This window comes from Adhaeribacter pallidiroseus (genome assembly GCF_003340495.1).
In the GTDB taxonomy this organism is placed as follows: domain Bacteria; phylum Bacteroidota; class Bacteroidia; order Cytophagales; family Hymenobacteraceae; genus Adhaeribacter; species Adhaeribacter pallidiroseus.
In genome coordinates this window covers 1,274,862-1,288,656 of sequence record NZ_QASA01000001.1, presented here as the reverse complement: position 1 = coordinate 1,288,656, position 13,795 = coordinate 1,274,862, and the positions used below count along the sequence as shown (strand labels likewise).

The 13,795-nt window shown below is 43.7% G+C and carries 9 protein-coding genes; 6 read left to right on the top strand and 3 right to left on the bottom strand.

Annotation, left to right across the window (positions count from 1 at the left end):
* The first annotated feature begins 71 nt into the window (after positions 1 to 71).
* Positions 72 to 1,580, top strand: coding sequence for an outer membrane protein assembly factor BamB family protein (locus AHMF7616_RS05090; protein ID WP_115371901.1), 1,509 nt, complete (start codon positions 72 to 74; stop codon positions 1,578 to 1,580).
* 598 nt (positions 1,581 to 2,178) lie between these two features.
* Positions 2,179 to 4,785: a PQQ-dependent sugar dehydrogenase gene (locus AHMF7616_RS05085; protein WP_115371900.1), complete on the top strand. Its 2,607-nt coding sequence runs from the start codon at positions 2,179 to 2,181 to the stop codon at positions 4,783 to 4,785.
* A 62-nt stretch (positions 4,786 to 4,847) separates the two neighbouring features.
* Here AHMF7616_RS05085 and AHMF7616_RS05080 read toward each other — a convergent pair whose 3' ends face one another.
* The gene (locus tag AHMF7616_RS05080) at positions 4,848 to 6,227 is read right to left on the bottom strand and encodes a porin (protein ID WP_115371899.1); all 1,380 of its coding nucleotides are present in this window, start codon (positions 6,225 to 6,227) and stop codon (positions 4,848 to 4,850) included.
* 374 nt (positions 6,228 to 6,601) lie between these two features.
* On the opposite strand from AHMF7616_RS05080, the gene AHMF7616_RS05075 reads away from it, so the two are divergent.
* Entirely contained in the window at positions 6,602 to 7,138 is a 537-nt protein-coding gene (locus AHMF7616_RS05075) for a hypothetical protein (RefSeq protein WP_115371898.1), read from the top strand.
* Between the two features lie 393 nt (positions 7,139 to 7,531).
* Here the strand turns inward: AHMF7616_RS05075 and AHMF7616_RS05070 are convergent, their stop codons facing one another.
* On the bottom strand, positions 7,532 to 7,915 hold the full coding sequence (locus AHMF7616_RS05070) for a hypothetical protein (RefSeq protein ID WP_115371897.1): 384 nt from the start codon (positions 7,913 to 7,915) through the stop codon (positions 7,532 to 7,534).
* Between the two features lie 76 nt (positions 7,916 to 7,991).
* Entirely contained in the window at positions 7,992 to 8,360 is a 369-nt protein-coding gene (locus AHMF7616_RS05065) for a BlaI/MecI/CopY family transcriptional regulator (RefSeq protein ID WP_115371896.1), read from the bottom strand.
* Between the two features lie 214 nt (positions 8,361 to 8,574).
* On the opposite strand from AHMF7616_RS05065, the gene AHMF7616_RS05060 reads away from it, so the two are divergent.
* The 3 genes from AHMF7616_RS05060 (at position 8,575) to murA (ending at position 13,176) form a co-directional block, all read left to right on the top strand.
* Positions 8,575 to 10,803: an ATP-dependent helicase gene (locus AHMF7616_RS05060; protein ID WP_115371895.1), complete on the top strand. Its 2,229-nt coding sequence runs from the start codon at positions 8,575 to 8,577 to the stop codon at positions 10,801 to 10,803.
* Positions 10,804 to 10,930: 127 nt separating this feature from the next.
* Complete coding sequence (locus AHMF7616_RS05055; protein ID WP_115371894.1) at positions 10,931 to 11,614, top strand: DUF4290 domain-containing protein; 684 nt, start codon at positions 10,931 to 10,933, stop codon at positions 11,612 to 11,614.
* Positions 11,615 to 11,868: 254 nt separating this feature from the next.
* Entirely contained in the window at positions 11,869 to 13,176 is a 1,308-nt protein-coding gene (murA, locus tag AHMF7616_RS05050; RefSeq protein WP_115371893.1) for a UDP-N-acetylglucosamine 1-carboxyvinyltransferase, read from the top strand.
* Positions 13,177 to 13,795 lie beyond the last annotated feature (619 nt).

Sequence of the window (13,795 nt, the reverse complement as noted above, 5' to 3'; positions counted from 1 at the left end):
CGTTTAAGGATTTAAACTTATTTTCCCATTTATCCGGACTATTTTATCTTATTCCATTACTATTCTAATTTATGCGGCACTTTTGTTACCGGGCTTTTTTCTTTTTTCTAAACTGTATTATTATTCAAAATTGCACGCCTAAAAAAAGCAAAAGCAACGTGGTCTGGGATAAAAACCTGTACAGCATTGGTTCGCAATCGTCGCCGCGAGCCACCGATTTAAACCAAGATGGCACCCTGGACATTGTGATGGGAGCCGGTAAAAACGAATTTGAAGGAAGCGAACAAGGAATTCTGGCCTTGGACGGAAAAACCGGGAAAGTCCTATGGCAGCAGCAAGCCCCGGACCAGGTGTACGGCTCCGCCACTTTATACGATATTACCCAGGATAACGTGTCAGATGTTTTTATCGGGGGCCGTTCGCCCCATTTAAAAGCGCTGGATGGCAAAACCGGGAAAGTAATCTGGGAATATAAGTATCAGTTCGAACATGATCCAATTTTAAAATTTGCACGTTTTAACTTTTATAATCTAGCCTTAATTCCGGACCAGAATAACGATGGCTTCCAAGAATTACTTACCATTAACGGGGGCAACGCCAATGCCCAACCGAATTCCACCAAAGATCGTTTTCCGGGCGTTTTAATGGTAATCGATGCTAAAAACGGACAGGTACTAGCTGCCGATACCATGCCCGACGGCCGGGAGTCCTACATGTCGCCGGTGTGTTTTAAACGGCCAGCCGAGCAGGAGTGGCATATTTTGTTTGGTACCGGTGGCGAAACCATAGCGGGCAATTTATACTTGGCTAAACTCACCGACTTGATGCAGCATAAACTATCCCGGGCCAAAATAATTGCTTCGGAAAAAGGCCATGGGTTTATAGCGCCGCCCGTTGTAGTAGATATTACCAACGACCAAGTGCCGGATCTTGTGGCTATTTCGCACGGCAGCACTATATTTGCCCTGGATGGCCAAAATCAACAGTTAATCTGGCAACAGCAAATACCCGAAACCGAATCGAGCAACAGCTTTGCCGTGGGTTATTTTACGGATGATGCTATTCCGGATTTTTTTACTTTTGTAAGCAAAGGAGCCTGGCCCAGCAATACAGGAACTCGTCAGATTTTACTCGATGGTAAAAATGGCAAAATTGCTTACCAAAACGCCTTAGGCTGTTCCGGATTTTCGTCGCCGGTAGTTTATGATTTAAACCACGACGGACAAGACGAGGTTATCCTGAGTATCAACGAATACGATTGCAACCGCAGTTTACTCAATCAAACTTCCTTTCCGATAGAAAACAAACTTTTAGCAATTGATTTTAAGCACAATTCCATAAATCCCATTGATCAAACCAAAGGATTTAAAAACATTTTTTCTACGCCCTGGCTCGGCGACCTCGACCAAGATGGCTACCTGGATATTGTGCATTGCCAGTATTACAACCACTCCGATTTACTTTCTTTTTTAGGGATGCGCATTAAACGCATTGATACGCCCATTCAAATCAAAGAAAAGCCCGTCTGGGGTTCTTACATGGGTTCTAATGGAAACGGGGTATTTTCGGCTACTCGCTAAATAAACAAAGAAAGTAGCGGCCGGGCTTTTGAAATACGGGGTAAAAACGCTAGGAGAAAGGCGTATGTATGATTCTGATTTTTAAAATATTGCTTAAACAGGAACAACGACCCCTACTCCGGGCGGGGTTAAAAGCTGTGTCTGTACAAAATACTTGTAGTATCTTTTTGCGAATAGGCTAAATTCATGGATTTTCTACTGGTTTTTAAAGCTTTTATCCTATATTGGGGAAAGTTTAGTTTCAGAAAAAAAGATAATTTATGATACCAAATATTGTTTTTAAAAGGTTAAGCCCAGCTGCAAGTTACCAGTAATTCCCTAATCTAAATCAACCTAAAATTTAAAAAACCGCACCGCAATCAACCAAAATCGTGTACTAACTAACTCACCGGACCTCGGTAAGTAAAATTTTACAGCTATTTTAAAAATCCACCCGAAAGAACCTTATTTATTTTAAGCCGAGTTTTTTAAAAACGGGTTGCATAAAAACTCACTTTATACTTTTAAATATTCACCCCAAAAAGCCAATTTTTGTGCTTCAATCCAGTACATCCCCCCGTGTTTTCATGTAAATTCAATCATTTTAATCAGCATACCAATGACTTTTTCTACGCTATTATCTACCTTAAAAGGTAAAAAAAATCTTTTCTATCTTATTTTATTCCTGATCAGTTCTCAAACTTTAGCGCAGAATTTACCAACCGGTTTTAGTCGGGTGCAAGTGGCTGCAGGCATTTCCAAGCCCACTACCATGACCTTTGCCCCGGATGGAAGAATTTTTGTAGCGCAGCAGAACGGCAATTTACGGATAATCAAAAATGGCAAGTTACTAACCACTCCTTTCATGCAATTGCCGGTAACGCCCGAAGGGGAAAGAGGGTTAATTGGCTTAGTATTAGATCCAAATTTCGCCAGCAATAATTTTCTGTATGTTTATTACACCTTACCCGACGCTTCCCACAATCGCATTAGCCGGTTTACCGCGAACGGCGACCAGGTAGTACCCGGTAGCGAAGTAGTAGTACTGGATCTGGACCCGCTTAGCTCGGCCACTAATCATAATGGCGGCGCCATGCACTTCCGCAACGACGGAAAATTATACGTAGCCGTGGGTGACAATGCCAACTCGGCTAACTCCCAAAATAAGGATACGTACCACGGCAAATTATTGCGCATTAACACCAATGGGTCGGTACCTTCCGGAAATCCTTTCCCTACTGGCTCCGCGCAGCAAAAAAGAATTTGGGCCTTGGGCTTACGCAATCCGTTTACTTTCTCGGTGCAGCCTGGTACCGGCAAAATGTTCGTAAATGATGTGGGCCAGATTACCTGGGAGGAAATTAATAATGCTACTACCGGGGGAAAAAACTTTGGCTGGCCCATAACCGAAGGGGTTAGCACCAATCCTAATTACGTGAACCCGGTTTATACGTATTCGCGCAACTTTAGCGCCGAAGACGGAACAGGTTGCGCCATTACCGGTGGGGTATTTTTTAATCCCACTACAACCAATTACCCGGCGGCTTACTGGGGGAAATACTTTTTTCAGGATTATTGCAGCAAATGGATTAATTTCCTTGATTTTTCCGGTGGTACGGTTAAAAGAAAACCTTTTGCTACAGGCTTAGGCGCAAGCGCCTTAGGGTTAACCGTAGGCAACGATGGCAATTTGTATTACCTGGAAAGAACCACTAGCGCGGTATTTAAGATTATTTATACGACGAATACAGCTCCGGAAATTGTGCAACAGCCAAAAAGTATTTCGGTACCGGCCGGCCAGCCCGCCACATATAGCGTTACGGTAACGGGCCAAACGCCGCTTACTTTCCAATGGCAAAAAAATAATGCAAACATTAGCGGCGCTACTGCGGCTACTTACACTATCGCCAGCACAAAACCAACGGACGCCGGTAATTACCGGGTATTGGTTAAAAATGCGGTGGGCAGCGTTACCAGCAGCTCTGTTGCGCTTACTGTTACTGCCTTTAACAGTCCACCAATAGCTATAATTAATACGCCGGCGGCTAACTCACTTTACCGGGGAGGTCAGACCATTCTGTTTTCCGGGGAAGCTACGGATAAGGAAGATGGCACCTTGCCGGCCAGCGCTTTTACCTGGTCCGTTGATTTTCATCATGATACACATACCCACGATGGTCCGCCTATAGCCGCCGGGGTAAAGAGTGGTTCTTTTACTATACCTACCAGCGGTGAAGTATCGGCCAATGTGTGGTACGAACTATCCGTAACGGTAAAAGACTCGAAAGGCTTAACCCACACCGTTTCCCGCGACATTCATCCGTATACCTCTACCATCACGCTGGCCACTCAACCGGCCGGATTAAAAGTAACGATGGATGGGCAACCGTTTACCGCCCCGCACACCGAAACCAGCGTGGAAGGCATTGCAAGAAGTTTAGGGCCGGTAGATAATCAAACTCTGAATGGTAAAACCTATGTTTTTGAAAAATGGCAGCACGGTGGGGCGGCTAACCAAACCATTGCTACGCCGCAAAATAACGCTACTTACACCGCCGTTTACCGCGACATTTCAACAACGTATAAGCTCGAAGCCGAAGAAGCTTTGTTAAAAGGAGCTCAGGTTTCGGCAAAAAATGCGGGCTTTAGCGGTAAAGGTTTTGCGGATTTTATAAATGAAAGCGACGATTACGTAGAATTTACCGTTTATGTACCCACGGCGGGCAGCTATAATTTAAAAGTACAGTACGCCTTAAACCAGGGCACCCGAAATCTGCGGTTGCAGGTGAACGAAAAAGTTATTTCCGCGGATTTAGCCTTTACTGCTACCGGCCAGTGGACCAACTGGGCTGGTAAAAGTGTAAATGCCCCTTTAACCGCCGGTACTAATAAAGTGCGGTTAACGGCTACCGGAACCTCGGGCCCTAACCTGGATTATCTGGAAGTTACCCCAAGTACGAGCGCGTCTGCCATAGACTTACGCATTTACCCCAACCCTGCCCGCTCTTATGTAACGATAGATCTTCCGGCGGCTTGGGATGCAAGTTCTGTGCTTACCCTGTACAATAATCAAGGCCAGCCGGTGTATACTACGGCCGGCGACCACAAAAATCAAATAACGAAAACTGTAAAAATTCCGGTCGAGAACTTACCGAGAGGCCTCTATATTTTAAAAATGCAACAAGGCTTAGCAGAAATTTCGGAGCAGGTAATACTGGAGAAATAAACAAGAAGCAGGTAGCAGGTAGCAAGATTAAAGAGTTCTGCTACTTGCTACTTGCTACCTGCTTAAAAACGATACATTACGCGAATAGTTAAAATATTGTCTTTATAGTCGTGGGCGTATTTGGCTAGTTGCGTGGGTCGGTTTGTCACCCAGTCGTACCAAAAAGTAAAGCGCACGTTATTGCTAAAATTATGAATATACCCGCCGCCTAAGGTGCTGAATTTAATATCAGCTTCATTGGTGTTGGAACCTAGCCGGCCAATTTCACTGTTTTTTACTTCTTGGTTCGGATCATACCAATCGTATTTAAGTACAATCTGGTCGCGATTAGTTTTAATATCTTGTAAAAAGTAAAAATAAGCGCCGTTAAACCGGCGGTGGTAAATGGGCAAACCTACTTTCCGGGCAAAAGGCAGATTATTCACGAAGGTAATTTCGTCGGTAGTTGGTTCGGTGGAAGGCACTTCCGAAGATGTGGCAATACCAGGTTGCCGGCCGGTGATAAATTCGCCCCGAAGCTCCGTAGCGCCCCATTTGTTTAAAATTTTAAGTTGCGCATCAGCACCGTAATACCGGCGGGTAGCAATTTTACCAATATTGGTTTCCGCAGAATCTACCTGGAACATAGGTCCGGCAACGGTTTTGTTTAACCGGTACACTTGTTTACCAAACTGGCGCATGCCGCCATTGTAATGCGACACACTCCCGGACAGAACTAGTTTTTTAGCAATTAATGAAGGTTTGAGCGAAACGCGACCGATAAAATCTTTATGACTGTCGTAATCGGTGGGAGCGGCTACGCCCGTACCATTAAATAAACCGGCTTCCACGCGTAAATTTTTGAGAGCAGCATTTTTCCGTTGCGGCTCAAAACTCAGCATCAAGCCTAAATCGCGTTCCGTACGGAACAAAATCTGCGACATACGGCCCCGTTCCGGAGCTTCGCGCTGCGACGAAGAATAATTGACTTCGAAACCAAAAGGCCGCGGGAACATGCCGGTGGTCAAATGAAATGTACTAAAATGATTTTCGTAAATTTTCCCGTAAAAATCCCGAATCTGCACGCCTCTTTCGGTTACATCAAACTGAAATGCAAACGCCACCGAAGGCAATTCATCGTGCTGCAACATGGTATACTCCATCCGGATGCGGCCCCGCCGCAGCATAAACCGGTTGTTGGAATTAGCCGCAAAGTTACCACCCGCAAAGCTGGGAGCGCCCGCACTCTGGGCCAACTGAAATTGTGGCTGGATGTAGCCGCTAAATTTTAAATTTTCGAACTTTTTAAAAACCGAGTAAATTCCTTCGCCCTGGGAAGTAGTAGAATCCTGGTTACTTTGCTGGGCGGCTGCCCGGAAAGCAAAAGTGTTTACCAGTAAAAAGGTTGTTATATAGCACCAACGGCCCTTTTTTAGTTTGGGCAGCCAAACATTTTTTCTCATCTTTAGTCTCTTTTGTTTTTAAAGCCGACGCGGGTGGAGAGTGGAGAGAACGCCTAAACTTTAAAAATTTTACAAAAGTAGAGAATCAAGGTCAGTTTAAGAGAATAAAACAACTATGGGTAATGTTAAGAAATTGTTAAATTTTAGTTATTACTTTATTATCAATTTAAAATTTACTCATTTATTACTGATTAGCATGACCCTTCGTGGTTATTTGTAAAGAATGCCAAATCGCTTTTAAAAATATTTAACTTGCATTTACTAGCCTGGCGCTCTCCATTTAAAAAATTTAAAATTTATTATAAAGCGGCTATCGGATTTCTTAGAAGCGCTACACTATCCAGTAAAACGTATTGTTTGTAAAAATTTGGGCTATGAAATATGAATTTATACACCACCGCATTGATGATTGGAACTTCGAAGAAAAAGCCCTTATCAACCAGACCATACATTTAGCTTTGCAGGTAAAACCCGCCAATACGCTGGAGGTACTAGCCAAACATATTTACGACATTACGCAGGTAAAATACATCCTGATCAGCAAAGCGCACACCGAGGATTTATCGGAGTTAAGCTCTCTATTATTTATGGCCAACGGCACCGTGCTGGATAATGCCGTGTACAGCACCATTGGCGCTCCCTGCCAGAATGCTTTAAGCCACAGTATTTGTTATTACCCTTTGGGCATCCAGCAGGAGTTTCCGGAAGCGCTTATTTTGCAGCACTTGGGCGTACATAGTTACATGGGTATGGCTCTAAAAGACCTGAATCAAAAAAACATTGGCATTATTACCCTGCTCGACGAAAAGCCTATTAAAAACCCAGGCCTGGTGGAGCACCTGCTTACCATTGTTTCTCCTTTGCTAGAGGAAAAGATTATGCGTTTGAATGGTAATAAAGATTTGTTATAGAAAATTTTTAAATTTTTAACAAGAAAGAGCCGCCCTTTTGGGTGTCGGCTCTTTCTTGTTTTTCTTAGTTAGTAAGCCATGTTTTTACCACTGTAACAAACTTTTCGGCAGCTCCCCGTATTGCTCTGCGGCCTTAGCTTTGCTGATCGGATCGTTAAAATCGTACATTTCACTATTTTCTTCAAACTTACTAGGCATTGCAAATTCTCGAACTACGAGCGGTGGCGGAGGTAGATCTTTGACATTTACCGGAAGGATTATACCACTAAAAAAGCAATAAGAACTCCAGCCAAAGAACATCGCAGGTGGGCTTTTGCCGGATATGCACCAGCTCATGCCGGATAATTTCGGGAAACTCCGCGGGCTGAAGCAGCTCAGAATTTAAAAAATAGACTACCCAAACGAAAACGGAGCCAGGTTTTGATCTACCTGGTACACCTTTTCTGCATAATCCGGTAACCTTTTGGCTTGTTGGCGCAACTGGTAAAAAGGCCAGAACTGCATAGCCAGTTGGGTGCCCTGCGCCAGCATTCCGGTAAAAAATAGCAACGGCAGCCAAAAATTTAAAAAATCGGTATAAATGTCCGGATAAGTTGCAGCAGTAAAACCAGGAGTTGCAAGCGTATACAGCCGGGGAATAATTTTTATAACCGGACCATACGGATTTGGTGAATTTTGGAACCACGACAAAGTTGCCAAAGCCGGAATTGCGTAACAAACCAGCGTACCCAGGAACAAAAACCAACGGTTCCAGTTATAAAACGTCCAATGGCGCAAGGCTAAGAAGTAAAATCATTAAAGCACTTTCAGGCAAATGGCTACCTTCAGACTATAAATGAGTACCCCTTCCATGCTACTGGTTGTTATTTTTTCCTTCGATCATAGTAATAATTTCCTGTAGCTCCTCGGCCGATATTTTTTTCTGCTCCACAAAAAAGTTTACCAGCTCTTTATAAGAGTTAGCGAAGTAGTTCTGCACCACGCCATTCATGAATTTCTTTTTGTATTCTGCTGCCGAAATAGCCGGTTGGTACAGGTAAGTATTTCCTACTAAACGGCTGCTCAGGTAACCTTTTTTTTCCAGGTTTTTAATAGTAGAGGCCAGCGTGGTATAAGGTGGTTTGGGTTCCTTTATTTGTTCTAAAAATAGCTTCACGTGGGCCTCTCCTATTTTCCAGACGGCTTGCATGGCTTGCTCTTCCGGGGCAGTTAACTTTTCCATATTTTTAAATAATTTATTAATCTTCTATACTACGAAACATTCGTAATGATACAATTATTTAGTAATAATAAAAATATATCGTAAGATAATTTATAAAGTCCCGGCTGAAAGAAATTTTAAGAAACTGAACCGGGTAGTTTGCGTGTTAGCATAGAAGAGAGTACCACATTTTTTTTTAACTTGCCAACCCTTTTCCCTGACAGCCCTGAAGCAGATGGATTACCTGAAATTACTAAACGAATCACAAAGCGCCGCCGTCCTGCACACCGACGGTCCGGTCATGATTATAGCCGGCGCTGGTTCCGGCAAAACCCGGGTATTAACTTACCGGATTGCCCATTTAATAAGCCAAGGCGTAGATCCTTTTAATATTTTATCGTTAACTTTTACCAACAAAGCCGCCAAAGAAATGCGGCACCGGATTGAAAAGGTAATCGGCAACGAGGCCAAAAATATTTGGATGGGCACGTTCCACTCGGTGTTTGCGAAAATTCTGCGTTCCGAAGCGCCGAAGATTGGTTACCCCAGCAACTTCACTATTTACGATACCGACGATTCCAAAACCCTGATCCGGAACATCGTGAAGGAAATGAACCTGGACGAAAAGCTGTATAAGCCGGGCATGGTGCTGGGCCGGATTTCGGCGGCTAAAAACAAATTGATCACCGTAGCGCAATACCGTCAGGACCCTACCATTCAGGCGGACGACGAAGCGGCGATGCGCCCCAAAATCGGGGAAATATACCAGGCCTACCAAAGCCGCTGCTTTAAAGCCGGCGCGATGGATTTTGATGATTTATTGTTTAATACCAACGTGCTGTTCAAAGAACACGTAGATGCCCTGAACAAATACCAGAATATTTTTAAATACGTGATGGTGGATGAGTATCAGGATACCAACTACTCGCAGTATTTAATTACCCGCAAACTGGCCGCCAAAAACCGCAACATTTGCGTGGTAGGCGACGATGCCCAAAGTATTTACGCCTTCCGGGGTGCCGATATTCAGAATATTTTAAATTACGAGCGCGATTACCCCGAGCTGGAAGTTTTTAAACTAGAGCAAAACTACCGCTCTACCAAAAACATTGTGTACGCCGCTAACTCCGTTATTAAAAACAACAAAGCCCAACTGCGCAAAGATGTTTTTACCGACAACGAAGAAGGTCCGCTGATTGAAGTAATCAAAGCCAATTCCGACAACGAAGAAGGAAAATTGGTGGCCAACGCTATTTTTGAAGAAAAGATGAACAACCATCTTTCCTACGAAGATTTCGCCATTCTGTACCGCACCAACGCCCAAAGCCGGGCCATGGAAGAAGCTTTGCGGAAGATGAACATCAAGTACCGCATTATCGGGGGCTTGTCGTTCTACCAACGGAAAGAAATTAAAGATTTAATTGCCTACCTGCGCCTTACCGTAAACCCCAACGACGAGCAAGCTTTACGCCGCGTAATCAATTACCCGAAACGCGGCATTGGCGATACCACCATCGAAAAAATTATTGTTTCGGCCGACGAAACCAACCACACGATTTGGGAAGTAGTAAGTAATGCTAAAAGCTTTTTGACCGGCCGGGTAGCCACCCCTATCGAAGATTTTGCGACTAAAATTAAAAGCTTCGCCATTATGGCTGAGCAAAACGATGCTTTCGAAGTAGCCAAGCACATTGCCAAACAATCCGGCATCGTGGAAGAACTGTACGCCGATAAATCCATCGAAGGCTTGGCCCGGTACGAAAACATCCAGGAATTACTCAACGGGATTAAAGAATTTGTGGACGACCCGGAAAAAGAAGATAAAAGCTTATCGGCCTTTTTGCAGGATATTGCTTTAATTACCGACGCCGACAAACAACAGGACGATGGCAGCGAATACGTCACCATGATGACCATTCACTCGGCCAAAGGATTGGAATTCCGGAACGTGCACATCGTGGGCATGGAAGAAAATTTGTTCCCGAGCCAAATGATGCTGACTACCCGCGCCGATTTAGAAGAAGAACGCCGTTTGTTTTACGTAGCCATTACCCGCGCCGAAAAAAAACTGACCCTCTCCTACGCTACCAGTCGCTACCAGTGGGGCAATTTGCGGGCCTGCGAAAAAAGCCGGTTTATCGACGAGATTGATTCGAAATTTTTAAATTTCCAGTACGGCGAAGCAGAAAATGTTTTTGATAAGGTTTTAAAACGCAAAAGCAATTTAATCCCGAGCACGCCCGCAGTAAAGAAAGCCACCAACTACGTGCCCCCCGCCGACTTTGTAGCCAGCGACACCGCCAACTTACAAGCCGGTATGCGCGTAGAACACCCTAAATTTGGTTTTGGTGTAGTTTCTAAAATGGACACTCAAGGCAACAGCACCAAAGCCATTATCGAATTTGAAGAAGCCGGCGAAAAAACTTTACTCCTCAGCTTCGCCAAACTACGTATACATGAATAAGTAGCAGGTAGCAAGTAGTAAGACTTAAAAATAAATTTGATTTAAGTTTAATTCTAAATATTTCTACCTGCTACTTGATACCTGCTACCTGCTACCTGATACTAAATAAAAATCTTACCTTTACCTTATGATTGCTAATTCCAGTTTTAAACAGGAACTACTACTGCGCGAGTACGGCAGAAATGTTCAAAATATTGTAACCTACATTCTATCCATCGAAGACCGGGCGCAACGCAGCCGCAGCGCGCAACTGTTGGTTAATCTCATGGCCAAACTCAACCCGGCGATCCGGGATATTCAGGATATGCAGCAAAAGCTGTGGAACCATTTGTTCGTAATGTCCGATGGGAAGCTGGATGTAGATTGCCCGTATCCGTTAAGTGCCATGGAATACCTGAACGATAAACCCGCTCGCATGGATATTCCGCACGATGTTCCGAAGTACAAACACTACGGTAAAAACGTGGAGCACTTAATTAACAAGGCCATTGAAATTAAAGACCGGGACGAGCAGGATGCGGCCATTATCTCCTTGGGTAAACTTATGAAAACGCTTTACCGCACTTATAATAAAGACTCTATCACCGACGAGATTATTCTGAATAACATTCGCGAACTTTCCCGGGGTAAATTAAACATGGATCTGGCCCGCATCGAAGCCAACAGCTTATTTGAAGTAAGCGCCAAAGCGGCTTATCAGAATAATAATTCTTCCAACAACAATAACAACAATAGCAACAACAACAATAATAATAACAACCGGAAGAAAATGCAGGACAACAAACAGCAGCAACGCAAAAAACAACAGTAGTTTAGTTGCTGGTTGCTAGTTACCTGTTGTTCGTTTTTTAACTAAGACTTTCGCTAAAGGCCTAAAAGTTGTTTGTGAAGACACAAACAATGGCACAGCTTATCGTTCGTGCTTTCCCGGCTAACTTTGGTGCAAACTCTAATTATTTCCATTTCTATTTTAAATCGCGCATAGTTTAGGTTCGTGTTTTAGGCTATTATTTGCCTGAAATATTCAACTTATAACTCTTAACTTATAACTCTTAACTCATTTAAATGGCCTGTTTTGAAGTAATTGGTGGCAATAAACTAAAAGGAGAAATTATTCCGCAGGGCGCCAAAAACGAAGCTTTGCAAATTTTATGTGCCGTATTACTCACCTCCGAACCCGTCACGATTTCTAATGTTCCGGACATTCGGGATGTAAATAAATTAATTGAAATTTTAGCTTCCTTAGGCGTAAAAGTAGAAAAGAAGGACGCGGCTACGTATACCTTTATCGCCGACGATATTAACCTGGATTATTTAAAAACGGAACAATACGCGGCCCAGGGGCGGGCTTTGCGGGGCTCGGTGATGATTATGGGACCGATGCTGGCGCGTTTTGGGGTATGCGCTTTACCGAAGCCGGGTGGCGATAAAATTGGCCGTCGCCCGATGGATACGCACTTTAACGGTTTGAAAAAACTGGGCGCTACTTTTAATTATGATTCCCAGGATTCTTTCTTCCAGATTACGGCTCCTAACAAGTTAAAAGGAACCTACATGCTGCTCGACGAAGCATCGGTAACGGGTACCGCCAATATTGTAATGGGAGCGGTACTGGCTGAAGGTACCACCACTATTTACAACGCGGCATGCGAACCATACCTGCAACAACTTTGTAAAATGCTGTTGCGCATGGGTGCTAAAATTAGCGGCGTTGGTTCTAACTTACTCGTAATTGAAGGCGTGGAAAAGCTGGGTGGCACTGACCATCGCATGTTGCCCGACATGATTGAGATTGGTTCTTTTATTGGATTAGCCGGCATGACTGGTTCCGAAATCACGATAAAAAATGCCCAAATACAGGAATTAGGTATTATCCCGGATACTTTCCGCCGCTTAGGTATTCAAATGGAGTTCCGGGGTGATGATATTTACATTCCGGCCCAGGATTCCTACGAAATAGACACCTACATCGATGGCAGTATTTTAACCATTGCCGATGCTATTTGGCCTGGTTTTACGCCCGACTTAATCAGCGTGGCTTTAGTTACGGCTACCCAAGCCAAAGGTACCGTCCTGATCCATCAGAAAATGTTCGAGAGCCGTTTATTTTTCGTGGACAAGTTAATTGACATGGGCGCGCAGATTATCTTGTGCGATCCGCATCGCGCTACCGTAATCGGCCACAACCGGCAAGTACCACTCCGGGGCATTAAAATGACTTCACCCGACATCCGGGCTGGCGTTGCCTTATTAATTGCCGCTTTATCCGCAGAAGGTAAAAGTATAATTGACAACGTGGAGCAAATTGATCGTGGTTACCAATACATAGACAAACGCCTGAACGCCATTGGCGCAGATATCAGACGATTATAGTTTCGGAAGCACTAATTTTTTAAATTTTGTAAGGAAAGCGTCTGGTAGTTATGATCAGACGCTTTTTTGTTTTTTTAAACCTGTTCATTAAAGTGGTTTCGGGATGGCGCGGAAGTTACTTCCGTGACTTGCTTAGGAGCTTAATCGAAAGCTTATTAATTCTACATTAACTTACCTGCATAATTTAGAAAGTCACGGAAGTAACTTCCGCGCCATATTGCTATACAAAGCCTATTCCCAAACTGGCACAAGTCTTAGCGCAACGAGACTTGTGACTTGTTGACGAAAGGAAGTCTCCAGACTTCCGAATGCGGTAAAAAGTAAAAAAGTGGCAATACGCAAGTCAGGAGACTTGCCTATGTCTTTTCAGCACAAGTCTCGCTACGCTAAGACTTGCGCCAGATACTCGAATTTTCAAAAATTTAGTATACGCGTATGAGCTTTACGTACCTGCCCTCATTCTTAAAAAATCTGAGCTAAGATTAACCTAATTCCGATAAATATTTAAAAATCTTAAAACCCAGGCTTAGCCTTGGTGTTTTTAGTTTTATCAGTACCTGATAGTTAAAGAAAAAACGGCTATACCACCGCTCAAGTAATTTTTTAAAGTAGTAAATTC